Origin of the sequence: Stenotrophomonas sp. 2YAF26, assembly GCF_052114625.1 — a bacterium.
GTDB lineage: Bacteria > Pseudomonadota > Gammaproteobacteria > Xanthomonadales > Xanthomonadaceae > Stenotrophomonas > Stenotrophomonas indicatrix.
Genome location: NZ_JBFRFC010000011.1, coordinates 56,934 through 77,960, shown reverse-complemented (window position 1 = coordinate 77,960; position 21,027 = coordinate 56,934). Strand labels below are relative to the sequence as shown.

15 protein-coding genes are annotated in these 21,027 nt (G+C 66.8%); 10 read left to right on the top strand and 5 right to left on the bottom strand.

Translation table 11 applies throughout. From position 1 onward, the window contains the following. Window positions 1–50: 50 nt before the first annotated feature. From AB4Y98_RS12960 to AB4Y98_RS12915, 10 genes are all read left to right on the top strand, one after another. The gene (locus tag AB4Y98_RS12960) at window positions 51–1,289 is read left to right on the top strand and encodes an efflux RND transporter periplasmic adaptor subunit (protein WP_312107986.1); all 1,239 of its coding nucleotides are present in this window, start codon (window positions 51–53) and stop codon (window positions 1,287–1,289) included. A gap of 74 nt (window positions 1,290–1,363) precedes the next feature. Then, window positions 1,364–4,597: an efflux RND transporter permease subunit gene (locus AB4Y98_RS12955; RefSeq protein WP_442244477.1), complete on the top strand. Its 3,234-nt coding sequence runs from the start codon at window positions 1,364–1,366 to the stop codon at window positions 4,595–4,597. Between the two features lie 31 nt (window positions 4,598–4,628). Continuing rightward, window positions 4,629–7,751, top strand: a complete 3,123-nt coding sequence (locus AB4Y98_RS12950) for an efflux RND transporter permease subunit (RefSeq protein ID WP_442244476.1) — start codon at window positions 4,629–4,631, stop codon at window positions 7,749–7,751. A 248-nt stretch (window positions 7,752–7,999) separates the two neighbouring features. Continuing rightward, window positions 8,000–10,057, top strand: a complete 2,058-nt coding sequence (locus tag AB4Y98_RS12945) for a TonB-dependent siderophore receptor (protein WP_442244475.1) — start codon at window positions 8,000–8,002, stop codon at window positions 10,055–10,057. Window positions 10,058–10,192: 135 nt separating this feature from the next. Next, complete coding sequence (yccS, locus tag AB4Y98_RS12940) at window positions 10,193–12,370, top strand: YccS family putative transporter (RefSeq protein WP_223496900.1); 2,178 nt, start codon at window positions 10,193–10,195, stop codon at window positions 12,368–12,370. 210 nt (window positions 12,371–12,580) lie between these two features. Further along, a complete protein-coding gene (locus AB4Y98_RS12935) occupies window positions 12,581–13,378 on the top strand; it encodes an SDR family NAD(P)-dependent oxidoreductase (protein WP_442244474.1) in 798 nt (265 codons plus the stop codon). 93 nt (window positions 13,379–13,471) lie between these two features. Beyond that, on the top strand, window positions 13,472–15,361 hold the full coding sequence (locus tag AB4Y98_RS12930) for an MFS transporter (protein WP_428703965.1): 1,890 nt from the start codon (window positions 13,472–13,474) through the stop codon (window positions 15,359–15,361). A 181-nt stretch (window positions 15,362–15,542) separates the two neighbouring features. Next, window positions 15,543–15,830, top strand: a complete 288-nt coding sequence (locus AB4Y98_RS12925) for a CD225/dispanin family protein (protein WP_025874636.1) — start codon at window positions 15,543–15,545, stop codon at window positions 15,828–15,830. A gap of 33 nt (window positions 15,831–15,863) precedes the next feature. After that, window positions 15,864–16,148: a CD225/dispanin family protein gene (locus AB4Y98_RS12920; RefSeq protein ID WP_025874635.1), complete on the top strand. Its 285-nt coding sequence runs from the start codon at window positions 15,864–15,866 to the stop codon at window positions 16,146–16,148. Window positions 16,149–16,191: 43 nt separating this feature from the next. Further along, window positions 16,192–16,617: a DUF2752 domain-containing protein gene (locus AB4Y98_RS12915; protein ID WP_025874634.1), complete on the top strand. Its 426-nt coding sequence runs from the start codon at window positions 16,192–16,194 to the stop codon at window positions 16,615–16,617. A 555-nt stretch (window positions 16,618–17,172) separates the two neighbouring features. Here AB4Y98_RS12915 and ampE read toward each other — a convergent pair. The 5 genes from ampE to AB4Y98_RS12890 form a co-directional block, all read right to left on the bottom strand. Next, window positions 17,173–18,060 carry a regulatory signaling modulator protein AmpE gene (ampE, locus tag AB4Y98_RS12910; protein ID WP_025874633.1) on the bottom strand — a complete coding sequence of 296 codons (888 nt, stop codon included), beginning with the start codon at window positions 18,058–18,060 and terminating at the stop codon, window positions 17,173–17,175. Window positions 18,061–18,154: 94 nt separating this feature from the next. Beyond that, window positions 18,155–19,087 (bottom strand): NAD(+) diphosphatase, encoded by a 933-nt coding sequence (gene nudC, locus AB4Y98_RS12905; RefSeq protein ID WP_025874632.1) that lies wholly within the window; start codon window positions 19,085–19,087, stop codon window positions 18,155–18,157. Window positions 19,088–19,228: 141 nt separating this feature from the next. Beyond that, on the bottom strand, window positions 19,229–19,621 hold the full coding sequence (erpA, locus tag AB4Y98_RS12900; RefSeq protein WP_025874631.1) for an iron-sulfur cluster insertion protein ErpA: 393 nt from the start codon (window positions 19,619–19,621) through the stop codon (window positions 19,229–19,231). 31 nt (window positions 19,622–19,652) lie between these two features. Next, window positions 19,653–20,117: a bactofilin family protein gene (locus AB4Y98_RS12895; protein WP_025874630.1), complete on the bottom strand. Its 465-nt coding sequence runs from the start codon at window positions 20,115–20,117 to the stop codon at window positions 19,653–19,655. Window positions 20,118–20,121: 4 nt separating this feature from the next. Then, complete coding sequence (locus AB4Y98_RS12890; RefSeq protein WP_025874629.1) at window positions 20,122–20,865, bottom strand: DUF6776 family protein; 744 nt, start codon at window positions 20,863–20,865, stop codon at window positions 20,122–20,124. Window positions 20,866–21,027 lie beyond the last annotated feature (162 nt).

Genomic DNA, 21,027 nt, shown 5'->3' with positions numbered 1-21,027 from the left:
GCGCATTGCCACCCGGGGTTGCACCCCGTCCAGCCCTCTTGGAGTCTTGAATGTCACGTGTTTGGAAGATCGTGCTGCTGGTCGTGGCGGTACTGGTGCTGGCCGTGGTCGGCCTGCGCGTACTCGGTGGCGGCAAGGACAAGGCAGCCGGGCAGGAAGCAGGCGCTCGCGAGGGCGGTGAAGATCCCGATGCCGGCCCGGTGCCGGTAACCGTGGTCGATGCCGTTCGCCAGGACGTGCCGGTGTATGCCAGCGCACTGGGCACGGTGACCGCGATGAACACCGTGACCGTCAGCCCCCAGGTGGGCGGCCAGCTGATGAGCCTCAATTTCCGCGAAGGCCAGGAAGTGAAGAAGGGCGACGTGCTGGCGGTGATCGACCCGCGCACCGCCCAGGCCAGCTATGACCAGGCCGTCGCGTCCAAGCGCCAGAACGAAGCCCTGCTGGCCACCGCGCGCTCGAACTACCAGCGCTCGAACGCGCCGGAGTACCGCCAGTTCGTGGCCAAGACCGATCTGGATACACAACGAAACCAGGTGGCACAGTACGAAAGCGCAGTGGCGGCCAATGAAGCCAGCATGCGTTCGGCGCAGGTGCAGCTGCAGTACACCCGGGTCACCGCGCCGATCACCGGTATCGCCGGCATCCGCGCGGTCGACGCCGGCAACGTGGTCAACGCCGGTACCGCACTGGTCACCTTGACCCAGATCCATCCGATCCACGTGCTGTTCAACCTGCCCGAGCGCCAGCTCGGCGACGTGCGCCAGGCGCAGGCCGCCGGCAGCGTACCGGTGGCAGCGCTGGACCGCGCCGATTCCCACGTGCTCAGCGGCGACGGCAAGCTGGACGTGGTCGACAACCTGATCAGCGCCGACAGCGGCACCTTCAAGGCACGCGCGGTGTTCGACAACACCGACAACGGCCTGTGGCCGGGCCAGTTCGTCAATGTGCGCATGCAGCTGCGCACCATCGGCGGCGGCGTGGTGATCCCGACCCAGGCAGTACTTCGTGGCCCGGACGGCGAGTACGTCTACGTCGTGCAGGGCGACAACACGGTGAAGATGCAGACCGTGCGCAGTGGCGTGGAAGTGGGCGACAGCCAGGTGCAGATCGCCGAAGGCCTGAAGGGCGGCGAGCGCGTGGTCAGCGAAGGCCAGTTCCGCCTGAAGCCGGGCAGCAAGGTGACCGCGCTGAAGCCGGGTGAGACCCCGGCCGCACCGACCGAGGCCGAACTGAAGGCCGCCGAACAGAAGAGTGGCGGCGGCCGCCGCGGTGGTGGCCCGCGCTGAGCGCAGGCCCCTGTTCTTCCCCGCGCCGGCGATCCCGCCGGCGCTGCCATTGAAGTGCCAGCAAGGATCAGTCCGTGGGCTTTTCGACGATCTTCATCCGCCGCCCGATTGCCACCTCGCTGTTGATGGCGGGCTTGTTGCTGCTGGGCATCCTCGGTTACCGCAAGCTGCCGGTGTCGGCGCTGCCGGAAATCGATGCGCCCAGCCTGGTGGTGACCACGCAGTACCCCGGTGCCAACGCCACCACCATGGCCTCGCTGGTGACCACGCCGCTGGAGCGCCAGTTCGGGCAGATCTCCGGGCTGGAACTGATGACCTCCGATTCCTCGGCGGGGTTGTCCACGATCATCCTGCAGTTCTCGATGGACCGCGACATCGACATCGCCGCACAGGACGTGCAGGCAGCGATCCGCCAGGCCACCCTGCCCTCGTCGCTGCCGTACCAGCCGGTCTACAACCGGGTGAATCCGGCCGACGCGGCCATCGTCACCCTCAAGCTGACCTCCGATACGCGACCGCTGCGCGACGTCAACAACTACGCTGACTCGATACTCGCCCAGCGCCTGTCGCAGGTGCAGGGCGTGGGCCTGGTGTCGATCGCCGGCAACGTGCGTCCGGCCGTGCGCATCCAGGTCAATCCGGCGCAGCTGTCCAACATGGGCCTGACCCTGGAAGAGCTGCGCAGCGCGCTCACCCAGGCCAACGTCAATGCGCCGAAGGGCTCGCTGAACGGCAAGACCCAGTCCTACAGCATCGGCACCAACGACCAGCTGGCCAGCGCCGCCGAATACCGCGACACCATCATCAGCTACAAGAACGGCCGCCCGGTGCGGCTGTCCGACGTGGCCGACGTGATCGATGGCGTGGAGAACGACCAGCTGGCCGCATGGGCCGATGGCAAGCCGGCGGTGCTGCTGGAAGTGCGCCGCCAGCCGGGCGCCAACATCGTGCAGACCGTCGAGCGCATCCGCGCGCTGCTGCCGCAGCTGCAGGGCGTGCTGCCGGCCGACGTGCACCTGGAGGTGTTCTCCGACCGTACCGAAACCATCCGCGCTTCGGTGCATGAAGTGCAGTTCACCCTGATCCTGACCATCGGCCTGGTGGTAGCGGTGATCTTCGTATTCCTGCGCCGGTTCTGGGCCACGATCATTCCGTCGGTGGCGGTGCCGTTGTCGCTGGCCGGAACTTTCGCAGTGATGGCCTTTACCGGCATGTCGCTGGACAACCTCTCGCTGATGGCGCTGGTGGTGGCCACCGGCTTCGTGGTCGACGATGCGATCGTGATGATCGAGAACATCGTGCGCTACATCGAACAAGGCAAGAGCGGCAAGGAGGCGGCCGAGATCGGTGCGCGCCAGATCGGCTTCACCGTGCTGTCGCTGACGGTTTCACTGGTGGCGGTGTTCCTGCCGCTGCTGCTGATGCCCGGCGTCACCGGCCGCCTGTTCCACGAGTTCGCCTGGGTGCTGAGCATCGCGGTGGTGCTGTCGATGCTGATCTCGCTGACGCTCACCCCGATGATGTGCGCCTACCTGCTCAATCCCGATGCGCTGCCCGAGGGCGAAGACGCGCACGAACGTGCGGCCGCGGCCGGCAAGCAGAATCTGTGGACGCGCACCGTCGGCCTGTATGAGCGCAGCCTGGACTGGGTGCTGGAACACCAGCCGCTCACCCTGGCCGTGGCCGCGGCCGCGCTGGTACTGACCGTGCTGCTGTATGTGCTGATTCCCAAGGGCCTGCTGCCCGAACAGGACACCGGCCTGATCACCGCCGTGGTCCAGGCCGACCAGAACATCGCCTTCCCGCAGATGGAGCAACGCACCAAGCAGGTGGCCGAAGCGCTGCGCAGGGATCCGGACGTGACCGGCGTATCGGCCTTCATCGGTGCCGGCAGCATGAACCCCACGCTCAACCAGGGGCAGCTGTCGATCGTGCTGAAAGAGCGCAGCGAACGTGATGGACTGGATGAGATCCTGCCGCGCCTGCAGAAGTCCGTGGCCGGCATTCCCGGCGTGGCGCTGTACCTGAAGCCGGTACAGGACGTGACCCTGGACACCCGCGTGGCCGCCACCGAGTACCAGTACTCGCTGTCGGACGTGGACAGCGCGGAAGTCGCGCTGCAGGCCAACCGCCTGACCCAGGCGCTGCGCCAGCGCCCGGAACTGGCCGACGTCGACAACAACCTGTCCAACCAGGGCCGCGCGCTGGAACTGAACATCGACCGCGACAAGGCCAGCGTGCTGGGCGTGCCGATGCAGACCATCGACGACACCCTCTACGATGCGTTCGGCCAGCGCCAGATCTCGACCATCTTCACCGAGCTCAACCAGTACCGCGTGGTGCTGGAAGTGGCGCCGCAGTTCCGTACCAGCACTGCGCTGATGGAACAGCTGGCGGTCGCCTCCAACGGTGCCGGCGCCCTCACCGGCACCAACGCGACCAGCTTCGGCCAGGTCACCTCGTCCAACTCGTCGACCGCCACCGGTATCGGTGCGCAGAACACCGGCATCACCGTCGGTGCGGGCGGCATCATCCCGTTGTCGGCGCTGGCCGAGGCGAAGGTCTCCAGCGCGCCGCTGCTGGTCAGCCACCAGCAGCAGCTTCCTGCGGTGACGGTCTCCTTCAACGTTGCTGCGGGCTACTCGCTGTCCGATGCGGTCAAGGCCATCGAAGAGACCAAGGCCAGCCTGGACATGCCGGCGCACGTGCATGCGCAGTTCATCGGCAAGGCCGCCGAATTCACCGGCAGCCAGACCGACGTGGTGTGGCTGCTGCTGGCCTCGCTGGTGGTGATCTACATCGTGCTGGGCGTGCTGTACGAGAGCTACATCCACCCGATCACGATCATCTCGACCCTGCCACCGGCCGGCGTCGGTGCGCTGCTGGCACTGATGGTCTGTGGCCTGAGCCTGTCGGTGGACGGCATCGTCGGCATTGTGCTGCTGATCGGCATCGTCAAGAAGAACGGCATCATGATGGTCGACTTCGCCATCGAGGCGCGGCGCACCGGCGCCAACGCGCGCGAGGCCATCCGCCGCGCCTGCCTGCTGCGCTTCCGCCCGATCATGATGACCACCGCTGCAGCCATGCTTGGCGCGTTGCCGCTGGCGCTGGGCACCGGCATCGGCTCGGAACTGCGTCGGCCGCTGGGCATCGCCATCGTCGGCGGCCTGCTGCTGTCGCAGCTGGTAACCCTGTACACCACGCCGGTGATCTACCTGTACATGGAACGCTTCTCGGAATGGCTTGCCCGTCGCCGTGAGCAGCGTGCGCTGCGCGATGGCACGGTGCAGGAGCCGCAGGCATGACCCTGGCCCCGCACCTTCGGGGGGCTGCACGATGAACCTGTCCGGCCCCTTCATCCGCCGCCCGATCGGCACCGCCCTGCTGGCCATCGGCTTGTTCATGGTCGGCGTGATCTGTTACCTGCGGCTCGGCGTGTCGGCACTGCCGAACATCGAGATCCCGGTGATCTTCGTGCATGCCAGCCAGTCCGGTGCGGATGCGGCGACCATGGCCTCCACGGTGACCGCGCCGCTGGAGCGTCATCTCGGCCAGCTGCCTGGCATCGACCGCATGCGTTCGTCGAGCTCGGAAGGCAGCTCGCTGGTCTTCATGATCTTCCAGAGCGACCGCGACATCGATTCGGCCGCGCTGGACGTACAGACCGCGATCAATTCGGCGCAGGCCGACCTGCCCTCGGGCATGGGCTCGCCGATGTACCAGAAGGCGAACCCGAACGACGACCCGGTGATCGCCATCGCGCTGACCTCGCAGACGCAGTCCGCCGATGAGCTGTACAACGTCGCCGATTCGCTGCTGGCCCAGCGCATCCGCCAGATCGGCGGCGTCGCCTCGGTGGATATCGCCGGTGCCTCGACGCCGGCGGTGCGTGTGGACGTCAACCTGCGCCTGATGAACGCGCTGGGACTGACCGCCGACGACCTGCGCAATGCCGTGCGCGCGGCCAACGTGACCTCGCCCACCGGCTTCCTCAGCGATGGCAACACCACCACGGCGATCATCGCCAACGATTCGGTCGCACGCGCCGCCGACTTCGCCGATCTGGTGGTCAAGACCCAGGGCGATGGCCGGGTGATCCGCCTGAAGGACATCGCCAACGTCTACGACGGCCAGCAGGATGCCTACCAGGCCGCGTGGTTCGACCACAAACCGGCCGTGGTGATGTATGTGTTCACCCGTGCCGGCGCCAACATCGTCGAGACCGTGGACCGGGTGAAAGCGCAGATTCCCGCGTTGCGCGACTACCTGCAGCCGGGCACCACGATGACGCCCTACTTCGACCGCACCCCGACCATCCGGTCGTCGCTGCATGAAGTACAGATCACCCTGCTGATCAGCCTGGCGATGGTGGTGCTGACGATGGCGCTGTTCCTGCGCCGGTTGGCGCCGACGCTGATCGCGGCGGTCACCGTGCCGCTGTCGCTGGCCGGTGCCGCGCTGGTGATGTACGTGATGGGCTTCACCCTGAACAACCTGAGCCTGCTGGCGCTGGTGATCGCGATCGGCTTCGTGGTCGACGATGCGATCGTGGTGATCGAAAACATCATGCGCCACCTCGACGAGGGCATGCCGCGGATGCAGGCGGCCTTCGCCGGTGCGCGCGAAATCGGCTTCACCATCGTCTCGATCACCGCTTCGCTGGTGGCGGTGTTCATCCCGCTGCTGTTCGCCAGCGGCATGATGGGCGCGTTCTTCCGCGAATTCACCGTGACCCTGGTGGCGGCGATCGTGGTGTCGATGATCGTTTCGCTGACGCTGACCCCGGCGCTGTGCAGCCGCTTCCTCAGCGCGCACGACCACACGGCGGCACCGTCGCGCTTCGGCCGCTGGCTCGATGCCGGTCACGAAAGGATGCTGCGCATCTACACCGTGTTCCTTGATTTTTCGCTGCGTCATGCGCTGCTGCTTTCATTGACACCGTTGATCCTGATCGGCGTCACCATCTTCCTGTTCGGTGCGGTGAAGAAGGGTGCGTTCCCGCCGCAGGACACCGGCCTGATCTGGGGCCGCGCCAATTCCAGTGCGACGGTGTCCTTCGAGGACATGGTCAGCCGCCAGCGCCGCATCACCGACATGCTGATGGCCGACCCGGCAGTGAAGACCGTGGGCGTACGCCTGGGCAGCGGACGCCAGGGCTCCAGCGCACAGTTCAACGTCGAACTGAAGTCGCGCAAGGAAGGGCGCCGCGAAACCACTGCACACGCACTGGCACGGCTGAGTGCGAAGGCCGACCGCTACCCGGACCTGCAGCTGCGCCTGCGCGCGATCCAGGACCTGCCCAGCAACGATGGCGGTGGCAACAGCCAGGGCGCACAGTACCGCGTCTCGCTGCAGGGCAACGACCTGGCCGCACTGCAGGAATGGCTGCCCAAGCTGCAGGCGGCATTGAAGAAGAACCCGAACCTGCGTGATGTCGGCACCGACGTCGACAACGCCGGCCTGCGCCAGAACATCGAGATCGACCGGGCCAAGGCCGCGCGCCTGGGCATCTCGGTCGGCGCCATCGACGGTGCGCTGTACGGCGCCTTCGGCCAGCGCCAGATCTCCACCATCTACTCGGACATCAACCAGTACAGCGTGGTGGTCAATGCGCTGCCGTCGCAGACCGCTACGCCTTCGGCGTTGGACGAAGTGCATGTGCGTGCACGCAACGGCGAAATGGTGCCGATCACGGCGGTGGCCCGACAGGCGCCGGGCCTGGCGCCCTCGCAGATCACCCATGAAAACCAGTACACGACGATGGACCTGAGCTACAACCTCGCCCCCGGCGTCAGCATGGGCGAGGCCAAGGCCATCATCGACAGCACCGTGGCCGGCATGCGCATGCCCGGCGACATCCGCCTGGCCGACGATGCGGGCTTCGGCTTCAATTCCGACCCCAGCGACATGCTGATCCTGGTACTGGCAGCCATCCTCACCGTCTATCTGGTGCTGGGCATCCTGTACGAAAGCCTGATCCACCCGGTGACGATCCTGTCCACCCTGCCGGCCGCCGGCGTCGGTGCGTTGCTGGCGTTGTTCGGCACCAACACCGAACTGTCGGTGATCTCGATGATCGCGCTGGTGCTGCTGATCGGCATCGTCAAGAAGAACGCGATCATGATGATCGACTTCGCCCTGGTGGCGCAGCGCGAACATGGGCTGACTCCGCGCGAGGCCGCACGTGAAGCCAGCATCGTGCGTTTCCGGCCGATCATGATGACCACGATGGTGGCGATCCTGGCGGCGGTGCCGCTGGCGATCGGCCTGGGCGAAGGTTCGGAGCTGCGTCGCCCGCTGGGCATCGCGATGATCGGCGGCCTGCTGTTCTCGCAGAGCCTGACCCTGCTCAGCACGCCGGCGCTGTACGTGATCTTCTCGTGCCTGGCCGAGCGCTGGAAGGCGCGGCGCGCGCGCAGGCGCGAAGCGAAGCTGCTGAGGCGCGCACAGCGTGCGTAGCAAGGCCCATCCACGCATGGCGTGGATCTACTGCAACACCTGCCCTGGTGGGTGCGGACCGTTGGTCCGCACGCCGATGGCATTTGACGCGCTGTAACGAAAAGAGAACAATTCTCATCCAGCCATGGTCCTGCGCCCCCTTGCGGCGCCCCGCTGCCGTCCCCGGCATGCCTGCGTGATCCCAGCCACCGACCTTTCCCCCCTGCATGGGCGGATGGCCCGTGGCCGCCCGCCGAGGATCTCCATCGATGTTGCCGATTCGCTCCCCCCGCCTGGCCGTACTGGCCGTCGCGCTGTCCGCCGCCTGCACTGCACACGCCGAAGCCCCGGCCGAATCCCGCAGCGCCACCGATCTGGACGCGGTCAAGGTCATCGCCGAGCGTACCCATACCGAGGCTGGCGCCCTCGGCGATCGCGCGCTGCGTGATACCCCGTTCGCGATCACCGCCGTCGGCCGTGAGCAGATCGAACAGCGACAGGTCGTGTCGCTGGGCGAAGCCTTCCTGCTCGACCCCTCGGTCACCACCCAGGTCAGCGCCTATGCCAGTGGCTGGAGCTCGCCGATCCGCAACCGTGGCATCGACCTGAATTTCGACAGCTACCGGGTCAACGGTCTGCAGGTCTCGTCCTGGGGCACCGAATGGCCGCTGGAAGTGATGGAACAGGTCGACCTGCTGAAGGGTCCGGGAGGTTTCCTGTACGGCTTCGGCGCGCCGGGCGGCATCGTCAACTACATCACCAAGAAACCGACCGACGTACCGACCTTCTCCGCCCAGCTCGGCTGGCGCGAACAGGGCATCGTCAGCGGCGGCATCGACGTCGGCGGCCGCTTCGGCAACGAGCAGATGTTCGGCTACCGCTTCAACGCATACCAGGAAAAGGGCGAAACCTTCAACGGTGGCCATGTCGATCGCAAGGTCGGTGCACTGTCGCTGGACGCGCGACTGAGCGATGCGCTCACCTGGACCTTCGACGGCGTGTTCCAGTCGCGCGACCTGCGCGAGGAATCACCGCAGTACTACTTCCGTGGCCTGACGTCACTGCTGCGGCCGATCGCCGGCGATGTCGACAACAGCGTGCCCGGCACCTACTACGACACCCGCTCCAGCCTGCTGTCCACCGCGCTGAACTGGCAGATCAACAGCGACTGGAAGGCCAGCCTGAGCTATGGCGTCACCACTTCTTGGAATGACGTCAACAAGATCTTCGCCTACATCGACGATACCAACGGCGACTACGCCGTCAACGTCTATGAGCTCGGCGGCAAGAGCGAGTGGAAGCTGGCGCAGGCACTGGTACAGGGCCGCTTCGGTACCGGCCCACTGCAGCACCAGCTGGTGGCCGGTGTCAGCCACCAGACCGGGCTGGGCTGGGACCGTCCCTACGAGTTCAGCCTGATCGGCCGCGCCAACCTCTACCAGCGCCATGGCATCCGTCACGACGCGGTGGGTTCACGGGTGATGACCCGCGGTGACGAGACCGTGCAGCAGGCGGTGTTCGTCAGCGATACCGTCGATCTCGGCCATGGCTGGTCGGTGCTGGCCGGTTGGCGCTACAACGACTTCGAGACCAAGGGCGCCTACCACACCTATCCGGTCACCCCGACCTACGCGGTCATGTTCAAGCCCAGCGAGGCCGTCACCCTGTATGCCAGCTACATCGAGTCGCTGGAAGCAGGCAGCCGCGTAGGCAACAGCTACATCAATGCCGGCGATGTGCTCGACCCCACCATCAGCAAGCAGTACGAGATCGGCGCCAAGGTGGAAGCGAATCGCTGGAACGCGAACGTCGCTGCGTTCCGCCTGGAGCGTGGCGCCAACATCGATCAGCTGACCGATGCAGGCAAGCGCCTGGTGCAGGATGGCATCACCCTGTACGAAGGCGTCGAAGCCAGCGCCGACCTGCACCTGACCGATGCGCTGACCGTGGGTGGTGGCGTGACCTGGCTGGACCCGACCTACGACAAGCTGTCACCGGGCAGCGCGGCGCAGGAAGGCAACCGTACCGTCGGTGCTGCGCGCTGGAGCGGCGTGCTGCACGCCACCTACCAGCTGCCGTGGGTGGAAGGGCTGGAGACCTATGCCGCCGTGCGCTACTACGGCGATGTCTGGTACGACGCCGACAACACCCTGAAGCTGCCCGACTACACCCTCGTCAACGCCGGCGTCGGTTACCGCCTGCTGGCCTCCGGCCATCCGGTGACCCTGCGTGCCAGCGTGGAGAACCTGGCCAACCGCAGGTACTGGTCCAATGCCGGCGTCGGCCTGCCGCGCACCTTCGCGCTGAGCGTTCGGTTCGACATGTAACGGGTCTCGGTAGCGCCGGGCCATGCCGGCGGCTGCATGCCACGCCGCGCTGCGTGCTCGCCGCGCATGGCGCGGCGCTACCGGATTTCACGCGTGGCCCGTAATAATGGTGGCCGATCCTTTCGCCGAGCCTGCATGTCCGCACGCGAATCCCGCCTCAGCCGCCTGTGGGCCCACGAGAAGGCCAGCTATGGCCTGCGGGTGTTCATTGCCCTGACAGCGGCCCTGGCCGTGTGCTGGCACCTGGATGCGCTGACCGCGCTGCCCGGCGTGTTCCTCGGCATCATCGCCAGTGCGATTGCCGAGACCGATGACAACTGGTGGGGCCGGACCAAGGCCGTGCTGCTGTCGCTGTTGTGCTTCTGCCTGGCGGCGGCCTCGGTGATCTGGCTGTTCCCCTGGCCGTGGATATTCATCGCGGCCCTGGCGCTGTCCACGTTCGGCCTGACACTGCTCGGTGCACTGGGCGAGCGCTACGCGTCCATCGCCCAGGCGACCGTCACGCTGGCCATCTACACCATGATCGGCCTGGAACAGCATGGTGCCCATGACCTGCACAGTGCGCTGGATGCGGTCAGCCACCTGCTGGCAGGTGCAGTCTGGTACGGGCTGCTGTCGATCCTGTGGACCACGTTGTTCGCCAACCGGCCGGTGCGCGAGCGCGTGGCCCGCCTGTACGTGGAACTGGGCCGTTACCTGCAGCTCAAGGCCGCGCTGTTCGAACCCGTGCGCGAGGCGGACCTGCAGCGCCGCCAGCTCGACCTGGCCGAGCAGAACCGCCGCGTGGTCGGCGCGCTGAACGAGGCGAAGACAGCGATCCTGGCGCGCTTTGGCCGCTCCGGACGGCCCGGCGTCAACTCCGGCCTGTACCTGCGCCTGTACTACATGGCACAGGATTTCCATGAGCGCGCCAGCTCCTCGCATTACCCGTACGGCGCGCTGGTCGACGCGTTCTTCCACAGCGACGTGCTGTACCGCTGCCAGCGCCTGCTCGACCTGCAGGGCCAGGCCTGCGCACGGCTGGGCGAAGCGATCCGGCTGCGTCGTCCGTTCGTCTACGGCGAGAGCAACCAGCAGGCCGGGCGCGATCTGGCCGATGCCCTGGCCTACCTGCGCGACCAGCAACGGCCGCAGTGGCAGCGCCTGCTCGGCTCGCTGGACCTGCTGGTGCACAACCTGCGCAGCATCGAGCGCCGCCTGCTCGATGCCGAACGTTCCGAAGCCAGCCTGGACAACGTCGACACCCGCCTGCGCGACAGCAACCCGCACACCTTGCGCGAAATGGGCGTGCGCGTGCGCCAGCAGCTCACCCCCGGCTCGGTGCTGTTCCGCCATGGCCTGCGCATGGCGCTGGCACTGATCGCCGGTTTCGTTGCCATCCATCTGTTCAATGCACAGAACGGCTCGTGGGTACTGCTGACCATCGTGTTCGTGTGCCGGCCCAGCTTCGGTGCCACCCGCCAACGCCTGGCCCAGCGCATCGTCGGTACGCTTGCCGGCCTGGTGCTGACCTGGGCGCTGCTGCAGCTGTTCCCAACGCTGGAGATCCAGCTGCTGATCGCACTGCTGTCGGCACTGCTGTTCTTCTTCACCCGTTCCGACCGCTATCTGGTCGCCTCGGCCGCCATCACGGTGATGGCGCTGACCTGCTTCAACCTGATCGGCGACGGCTTCGTGCTGATCGTGCCGCGCATGGTCGATACGATCCTGGGGTGCGCGATCGCCGCAGCGGCCGCGTTCCTGATCCTGCCGGACTGGCAGGGTCGACAGCTGCACCGCGTGCTGGCGCGGGTGCTGGATACCGCCGCCCGTTATCTGGAATCGGTGCTGGGCCAGTACCGCAGCGGCATGCGCGACGACCTGGCCTACCGCATCGCCCGCCGCGACATGCACAACGCCGATGCCGCACTGTCCACCGCATTGTCGAACATGCTGCGCGAACCGGGCCACGTGCGCCGCAACCTCGATTCGGGTTTCCACTTCCTGGCGTTGTCCAACACCCTGCTCGGGCATCTATCGGCGCTGGGTGCGCACCGCGACCAGGTTGACAGCTACGCGGGCGATCCACTCGCGCTGGCCGCCGGCGAGCGGGTGCGTAAAGCGCTGCAGCAGCTGGCATCGGCATTGACGGCACAGCAGCCGGTGTCAGAGGAAGACAACGACGCCGATCGTGCGGTGGCCGCGGAACTGGAGCAGCTCGATGAGACGATGCCGCCGAAACTGCAGTTGATCCGCACGCAGATGGCGCTGGTGCTGCGGATGTTGCCGAAGGTCAGAGCGGCAGCGAATGGCGCGGTGCGCGGCTTGGCTTGAGCGGACCGCATCCACGCATGGCGTGGATCTACTGGAGCGCATCCACGCATGGCGTGGATCTACTGGTGCGGCATCCACGCGTGGCGTGATGTGCTGGAGCGGCATTCGGGTGTCGCCCTGTCGGCCGTGCAACATCGTGTTGCGTCCACGGGGGCATTCCGATCACGCCGCCGCGCCGATACTGCCGTGTCGCCCACGCAGGATCTCCCCATGAAGATCGAACTCAACGACCGCACCGCACTGGTCACCGCCTCCACCGCCGGCATCGGTCTGGCCATCGCACAGGGGCTTGCCGCCGCGGGTGCGCAGGTCATCCTCAACGGCCGCAGTGCCGACAGCGTGGAACGCGCGCGCCAGCGCCTGCTGGCTGCCATTCCCGACGCCAACGTGCTGGGCGTGGCCGCCGACCTGTCCGACGCCCGCGGGGTCGACGCGCTGCTGGCCGGCCTGCCGGGCAACGTCGACATCCTGGTCAACAATGCCGGCATCTTCGGCCCGCAGGACTTCTTCGAGACCGACGATGCCACCTGGGAGCAGTACTGGCAGACCAATGTCATGTCCGGCGTGCGCCTGTCGCGCGCCCTGCTTCCGGCGATGGTCGACGCCGGTTGGGGCCGCGTGCTGTTCATCTCCTCCGAATCGGCACGCAACATTCCTGCCGACATGATCCATTACGGCGTCAGCAAGACCGCGCAGCTGTCGTTGTCGCGCGGCTTGGCCAAGCGCGTAGCCGGCAGCGGCGTCACCGTCAATGCGGTGCTGCCCGGCCCAACGTTGTCCGACGGCTTCGCAACAATGTTCGAAGAAGAACGCGCACGTACCGGCAAGCCGCTGGAACAGATCGGCCGTGAGTTCGTGATGGCCCATCGTCCTGCATCGGTGATCCAGCGCGCGGCCACGGTCGAGGAAGTGGCCAACATGGTGGTCTACCTCGCCTCGCCGCAGGCGTCGGCCACCTCCGGCGCAGCGCTGCGGGTCGATGGCGGCGTGGTCGACGATATCGTGTGAGCGTTGGTGGGGTGTGCGGACCAACGGTCCGCACCTACCCCATCCCTGCCTGACAGGCAGGAATGCTAGGCTGCGCCGGTCCAAGGAGGTTCCATGTCCGGTCACAACCAGTTCGCCCTGCTGCGCCAGCGCCGTTTCCTGCCGTTCTTCATCGTGCAGGGCTTGGGTGCCTTCAACGACAACGTGTACCGGCAGGCGATCATCGGCCTGCTGTTCTACCTCGGCGTGGCTGAAAGTGAGCGCACGCTCTACACCAACCTGGCGCCGGCGCTGTTCATCCTGCCCTACTTCCTGTTCTCCGCCCTGGCCGGGCAGATCGCGGAAAAGCTGGAGAAGTCGCGGCTGATCGTGATCACCACCACCATGGAGATCGTGATCATGACGCTGGCTGCGGTGGGCTTTCTTACCGAGAGCCTGCCGGTGCTGCTGGTGGCCCTGTTCTGCACGGGCCTGCAGTCCACCCTGTTTGGCCCGGTGAAGTACTCGGTGCTGCCCTCGGTGCTGCGCCCGGAAGAACTGACCGGTGGCAATGGCCTGGTCGAGATGGGCACGTCGATGTCGATCCTGACCGGCATGATCGTCGGCGGCCTGGTGTTCACCCTGGCCGGCAGCCATGGACCGATCGTGGCCGCCACCGCGGTCATCGCGCTGGCGATCTGCGGCAACCTGGCCGCGCGCATGATCCCCAAGGTAGATGCCGGCGCCCCGGACCTGAAGATCAACTGGAACCCGATTCCCGAATCGCTGGCCGTGCTGCGCATGGCCAGGAAACAGAAGGCGGTACGCAACGCCATCCTCGGCGTGTCCTGGTTCTGGTTCGTCGGCACCATCCTCACTGCGCAGCTGCCGTCCTATGCGGTCACCAACCTCGGTGGCGAACCCACCCTGTACATCTTCGCCCTGGCGCTGTTTTCGGTAGGCACCGGCGTCGGTTCGCTGCTGTGCGAAAAGCTGTCGGCGCGTACGGTGGAGATCGGCCTGGTGCCGCTGGGTGCGTTCGGCATGACCGCCTTCCTGCTGGACCTGTACTTCGCGCGCGCCGGTGAAGCCACCGCGCAGGGCCTGTCGGTCACCCAGTTCGTGCACCAGGCCGGCAGCATCCGCATCATCATCGACCTGCTCGGCATCGGCCTGTTCACCGGCTTCTTCGTGGTGCCGCTGTTTGCGTTGATCCAGAGCCGCACGCCGAAATCGGAGATGTCGCGCGTATTCGCCGCGCTGAACATCCAGAACTCCGGCTTCATCGTCGCTGCGGCCGTACTCGGCCTGCTCACCCAGCGCCTGCTCGGCTGGACCATCCCGCAGCTGTTCCTGGCACTGGCCATCGCCAATGCCGTGGTGGCGATCTACATCTTCACCATCGTCCCCGAATTCCTGATGCGCTTCCTCAGCTGGGTGATGGTGCGCACGCTGTACCGGCTGCGCCCGCACGGCATCGAAGCGAACGTGCCCGATGAGGGCGCCGCGCTGCTGGTCTGCAACCACGTCAGCTACATGGACGCGCTGATCCTGTCGGCGACGATCCCGCGCCCGGTGCGCTTCGTCATGTACTACAAGATCTTCAACATCCCGGTCATGCGCTGGATCTTCCGCACCGCCAAGGCGATTCCGATCGCTGGTGCGCGCGAAGACCCGGCCTTGATGCAGCGCGCGTTCGATGAAGTCGACGCCGCACTCGCCGAGGGCGAGCTGGTATGCATCTTCCCGGAAGGCGCACTGACCCGTGACGGCGCGATGGCACCGTTCAAATCGGGTGTGGAGAAGATCCTTGAACGCCGCCCGGTACCGGTGGTGCCGATGGCCCTGCGCGGCATGTGGTCGAGCATGTGGAGCCGCCGCGATACCCGCCTGGGCCGGATGCGCGTACCGCGTCGGTTCCGGGCGACAGTGGAGGTGGTCGCCGCCCCGGCGGTGGATGGCCATTCAACCGATGCCGCCGCCCTGGAAGCGCAGGTCCGCACCCTGCGCGGCGACCTCGCCTGACGCAATCGCCCCCATCCGGGGGCGATGACGGTACGCTGCATACGCCACCGTCCAAGGGCGATGCGAGGCCTGACGGGGCTGAAAACGCATACATGCGTCGTTGGTTGCGGTAGATTACGCACCCACAGGGGGGAGGTTCGGCCCGTTCACACGGCCGACCACCAAGGAATGGAGTCTTGCTTTGAATCAACCGCCACCGCTCAGCCGTCCGGTCTACATCCCCAACCATCTGGTCTGGGCGATCCTGACGACGCTGTTCTGCTGCCTGCCGTTGGGCGTGGTGTCGATCGTGTATGCCGCCCAGGTCGATGGTCGCAATGCGGCCGGTGACCTGCCGGGGGCCTATAGCGCGTCGCGCAAGGCGGGCTGGTGGGCGGTGGCTTCGGCCGCAGCCCTGCCGGTCCTGTTGCTGTTGTGGTTCGGGCTGTTCGGCGGCTTGGCCGCGCTGGGCGCTCTATCCGACCTTTGATTCACCACCACCACCCATCGAGGAGCTTGAACCATGAACACCACCACTGCGCAGGTCCCCAATAATCTGGTCTGGGCCATCCTGTCCACCCTGTTCTGCTGCCTGCCGGCCGGCATCGTGTCGATCGTCTACGCCGCGCAGGTCAACGGCAAGCTGGCTGCCGGCGACGTCGCCGGTGCCCGTGATTCGGCCGACAAGGCCAAGAAGTGGGCCATCTGGTCGGCCATCGCTGCCGTTGTGGTTGGCGTCCTGTACTTCATCATCATCATGGCCGTTGGCGGCCTGGGCGCCCTGAGCGGCGGCAACGGCAGCTACTGATGCCCGCGACGGGGTCCGGCCATGCGCCGGATCCCGCCCCCGCATGTCCGCACTTCCTGCTCGTTCCCGACTCACCCGCTGGGCTCCGCTGCTGGCCGCGTCCGGCCTGGCTGCGGGTGCCGCCGTGGTCCTGCGCCACGTCAATCCGTATGTCTCCGGCAATCCGCTGCCGGGCTGTCCGCTGTACGCACTGACCGGCTTCTACTGCCCCGGCTGCGGCAGCACGCGCTGCCTGTACTCACTGGTCCACTTCGACCTGCCCGGCGCGATGGCGATGAACCCGTTGCTGGTCATCAGCCTGCCCTTCCTGTTCCTGATGCTGCTCAACACCGCCGGCGTACGCCCGCGCGTGCTTGATCCACTGATGCGGGTACTGGCCAGCCCCACGTTCTGGCTATGGCTGCTGCCCGGCTATGCCGTGCTGCGCAACCTGCCGTGGGCACCGTTCACCGCGCTGGCTCCGGTGTAGGTTTCCAGCCAACGGCGCAGCCCCTTGTGGTGGGCGGCGTTTGAAGGCAGAAGCCCTGGGGTGGCCGGGCGGGATGGGGTTGCGGGGGACGCCGTGAATCCGTCCGTGGAGGCTTGGCCGCGGCATCCATGCCGCGGACACCCCCGCAGCCCCATCCCGCCCGGCCACGGACAATTTCCGTGCGCGTCCACCACGGAAGAGAAAGAGAAGATCAAAAGCCGAAGCGGGTCGCTCCGCTCGGCATCCACGCATGGCGTGGATCTACTGGCCGTCATCGGAAACTGTCGGGGGTGGGGCGGTGTGGGGCTGCAGGACCGTTGGCGCCATGGGCCCGAGGCATGCCTCGGGCGGGTTGGGCAGGACGCCCGACCCCGGTCTTGCCGTGTGCGCAGGACAGCGCACACGAGCAAGGCGCAATCGAGCCCCCATGGATGGGTTCACGGCGTGTCCTGCAGCCCCACACCGCCCCGCCAAACCCACAGAAATCCAGAGCCGCTGTTGCTGTTGCTGTTGCTTCCAGCGGGTGCAGGGCAGCAAGCCCTGCAGAAAGAACAACTAGGTCACCCAGCCCGCGATCACCAGCAGGGCCAGCACCGCCAGCCACAGCAGCAGCATCCGCCACACCAGGCTCATCGCATCCCGCAGGTCCGGCAACCGCTGCCACACCGGCAGCAGACCGGCTTCGGTGTAATCGTGCGCATCTTCGCGCAGCTCGGCATTGACGCTGGCACGCGCCACCGCGCCCAGGAAACCAATGCCGCCGGCCAAGCGCTCACCATGCGCCTGGCGCCATGCCTTCCAGGCCGTGTCGAAGTTGCCGACCAGGGCCATCGAGAACGCCATCAACTGTGCCACCGGCCACTCGATCCAGCCCAGCAGCCGCTGTGCCAGCGCCAGCGGCTCCACCGGCACGCGCGCGCGCATCGGGCTTTCCGCCATCAGTGCCAGTAGACGATAACCGAGAGCCCCCACCGGGCCCAGCAGCAGGAACCAGAACAGCACCGCGAACCAGCGCCGCAGGGCGTTGAGCACGGTCGCCTCGACCAGTGACGGAACATCCTCGCGCAGGCTGCCACCGGCCGACTGCAGGTTGCGTACCGCCGCCTGCCGGGTGGGCGCATCGTCGGCATCGATGATCGCTTCGATGTCGCGGTCCAGATCCCGCGGGCCCCAGCACCAGGCCAGCACGGCCACGCCCAGCAGCAGCGCCGGAAGGCCGAACAGCACCCCGCGCAGCAGCCAGGCGACCAGCGCCATCAGCAACAGTGGCGGTACGATCGCCAACGCCACGCCGGCGGCCCCCTGCCAGGCCCGACCACCGCGCGCGTCCAGCCAGCCCAGCCAGCGCCGGAAGCCGTCGAAACGGCGCAGCGACGCGGCAGCGGCCGGGGCGACATGGCCAAGGGCCAGTGCCACCAACACGGCGACCAGGGTGGTGAACATGGCAGGTCTCCCTACGAGCGAGCGTTCGGCGTCGCTACCTTACCTGTCGCAGCGTCGCCGTCAGCGGTGAACCGTACTGTAACCGGCTGCGTGTTCAGGTGGCGGCAATGCTGGCACCGCCGGATGCCGGTTGCTGGCGGTACCAATGCTCGATCAGGCCCCGCGAAATGGAAATCGGCGGTGACAGACGGATGCCTTCTCCATCGTCCTCGACGTCACGCGCGAGGGCCGCGCCAACTTCCTCGGCGCTGAACCAGCGCGCGTCTTCCAGTTCGCCATCCACGGTCGGCACGTCGTCGTGTGCCTGCGCGCGGAATCCGACCATCAATGCGCCGGGGAACGGCCAGGGCTGCGAGCCCAGGTACTGGCAGGCGGTCACCCGCACCTTGCTCTCTTCGTGCACTTCGCGCGCTACGGTCTGCTCGAAGGTCTCGCCCGGCTCGACAAAGCCGGCCAGCACCGAATAGCGGCGCGGCGCCCAGTTGGACTGGCGACCCAGCAACAGCCGGCCCTGGTTTTCCACTGCGACGATCACGGCCGGGTCGACGCGCGGATAGTGTTCGGTCGCGCACTGCGGGCAGCGGCCGACGAAGCCACCCCGGGCGAACGTCACGGCGCTGCCGCAGACACCGCAGAAGCGGGTACGCGATTGCCAGTAGGACATGCCACGGGCGTAGCTGAAGGCTGTCGCATCGGCCACGGTCCACAGCAGTGCGGCCTGGCGCAGATCGAGCCGGCGTGGCGCGGTGACGGTCACGCTGGCCGCTTCCACCGAGAACCACGCCTGCTCGCCACGCAGGCCGAGGAAGATCGCGACACCCGGCCCGCCACCGACATCGGCGCCGGTCAACGCCAGCGGCTGGTCGTCATCACCGGTGAAGGCGGTGCCGTCCTGGTCCAGGACAAGAATGCGCGCATCGGGCCACAGGCGCGCCAGAGCATCGGCGTCTTCGCGCATGGCATCGGCGCGCTCCAACGGTTCACCCACGAAGGCAAAACCGGAAAGCGGCGAAGGAGAATTGAGCATCCAGCTAGCCTGCCGCCAATCACGGCAAGTGGCAAGCCGCAGACTGTGCAGAAACCCGCCTGTGGTTGCAGGAAAGGCCATCCACGCATGGCGTGGATCTACCGAAGGCACCGCGCGGGGCGCATGCCCCACGCCCTGCGATTACATGCTGAAACTGCTGCCGCAGCCGCAGGTGGTCTTGGCGTTCGGATTGCGGATCACGAACTGCGCACCGGTCAGGCTCTCGGTGTAATCCACTTCGGCACCCATCAGGTACTGCAGGCTGAGCGGATCGACCAGCAGGGTGACCCCGCTGGTCTGCACCGCCAGGTCATCGCCGGCACGGTTCTCGTCGAACTCAAACCCGTACTGGAAGCCCGAACAGCCGCCACCCTCAATGTACACACGCAACGACAGGTCGGGGTTGCCCTCGTCCTGGATCAGTTCCTTGACCTTGGCCGCAGCGGCCTCGGTGAAGTTCAGCGGCCGATCCAGCGACTGGTAGTCGGGCGCGGCGGCCGGCGTGGCGCCGGGGAGGGAGACGAGCGTGTTCATGGGCTCAGCATGGGGGCGCCGGCGCTGGCTTTCAAGCCATCGCCTCGGCCAGCTTGCGGCGGGCGGCGGTGTCGCCCTTGCCGTCAGCGGACGCTTCGCCTTCCGGCGCAGGCAGGGCCTGCATCGGGGCGCTGGCATGGATCAGCCGGCCGTTCAGCTGGGCGCCCGCATTCATTTCCACCACCTGGTAATGAACGTTGCCGTTGACCCGCGCACTCGGGGTCAGCTCGACCTTCTCGGTGGCATGGACATCGCCGTCCAGCCGGCCACTGATGACCACCACCTGGGCGCGGATCTCGCCTTCGATCACGCCATGCTCGGCGAGGGTCAGGGTCGCCGCGCTGGCGCCCTCCTGGGCAATCACCTTGCCGTGGATGCGACCTTCCACGTACAGGCCACCACTGAATTCMACATCGCCACGGATCACCACCTGGTTGCCGATCAGGGCATCCACCACCAGTTGGCCATCACGGCTGGATTTGCTGCTTCCGAACATCTGCCTACTCCCCTTTGCTGGCCGGTGCACCGGCCTGTTTCCAGTCGAATACCTGCGTGGTGCCCCCCGCACCACTCCCCAATGTCACCTTCACCCGTTGCGGGGTGAAGTCAGCCGGCAGCATCACGCTGCCGGTGAGCTGCTGGAAGTACCGGAACGAGTAATCCTGTCCCGGCACCTTGCTGCGCTGGTGCAGCTCGTCCCAGCTGATGGTGGCCAGCTTGCCGTTCTTCACGCCTTCCACCGTGAAACGCATCTGCCCTTGGCTGATCGCCCCGCGGTTGAGGTTCTGGGTCAGCACCACGCTGTACTGCCAGGTGCCGGCCGATTCCGGGCTGAATTCAATCGAATGGGTGTTCAGGCCCTTGCGCTGGCTGGTCGAGCCCACCAGGCGTTCGTAGAAGGCGACGTCAGCGCGCAGGCCGGCGATCTCTTCATCGCGCTCGGCCAGCGAAGACTGCACTTCGTTGTTGGCGGCGCGGCTGATGCGGTCCGACGCTTCCAGCGTGGCCTGCTTCTGGCGCAGTTCGGTCAGCTGCGTCTGCAGCGTATCGGCGCGCTTCTCGGCAGCCTGCACGCGCTGGCCCTGTTCACCGCGCGGCGTGCCCAGCCAGCAGCCACCCAGCACCGCAAGCACCAGGCTCAGCAGCCAGATGCCGGCGATCACCAGCAGGCGACGGCGGTCGGCGGGTGGTTGCGCGGCACCGGGAAGGCGGACCTGCACGCGCATGGGAGGGCGGTTGTTCATGGGTAGTCTCCGTGGCATCGCAGTGGCGACGCCAGTACGGCCCCTGGGGCAAACGACGGGCTAGTGTATGACAGGAACGGCGGGTTTCCCCGGTGCCGGCCGGCACCGGGCGGTGGCATTCAGCCACTCCATGGTCGATAGTGTGGCACCCCGCACAGTTCC

Excerpts from the sequence above, each read along its gene's own strand:
- AB4Y98_RS12945 (WP_442244475.1), top strand. The coding sequence starts at position 8,000 with ATGTTGCCGATTCGCTCCCCCCGCCTGGCCGTACTGGCCGTCGCGCTG.
- ampE (WP_025874633.1), bottom strand. The coding sequence starts at position 18,060 with ATGTTCACCACCCTGGTCGCCGTGTTGGTGGCACTGGCCCTTGGCCAT.
- yccS (WP_223496900.1), top strand. The coding sequence starts at position 10,193 with ATGTCCGCACGCGAATCCCGCCTCAGCCGCCTGTGGGCCCACGAGAAG.
- nudC (WP_025874632.1), bottom strand. The coding sequence starts at position 19,087 with ATGCTCAATTCTCCTTCGCCGCTTTCCGGTTTTGCCTTCGTGGGTGAA.
- AB4Y98_RS12930 (WP_428703965.1), top strand. The coding sequence starts at position 13,472 with ATGTCCGGTCACAACCAGTTCGCCCTGCTGCGCCAGCGCCGTTTCCTG.
- AB4Y98_RS12960 (WP_312107986.1), top strand. The coding sequence starts at position 51 with ATGTCACGTGTTTGGAAGATCGTGCTGCTGGTCGTGGCGGTACTGGTG.
- erpA (WP_025874631.1), bottom strand. The coding sequence starts at position 19,621 with ATGAACACGCTCGTCTCCCTCCCCGGCGCCACGCCGGCCGCCGCGCCC.
- AB4Y98_RS12950 (WP_442244476.1), top strand. The coding sequence starts at position 4,629 with ATGAACCTGTCCGGCCCCTTCATCCGCCGCCCGATCGGCACCGCCCTG.
- AB4Y98_RS12890 (WP_025874629.1), bottom strand. The coding sequence starts at position 20,865 with ATGAACAACCGCCCTCCCATGCGCGTGCAGGTCCGCCTTCCCGGTGCC.
- AB4Y98_RS12915 (WP_025874634.1), top strand. The coding sequence starts at position 16,192 with ATGTCCGCACTTCCTGCTCGTTCCCGACTCACCCGCTGGGCTCCGCTG.
- AB4Y98_RS12920 (WP_025874635.1), top strand. The coding sequence starts at position 15,864 with ATGAACACCACCACTGCGCAGGTCCCCAATAATCTGGTCTGGGCCATC.
- AB4Y98_RS12935 (WP_442244474.1), top strand. The coding sequence starts at position 12,581 with ATGAAGATCGAACTCAACGACCGCACCGCACTGGTCACCGCCTCCACC.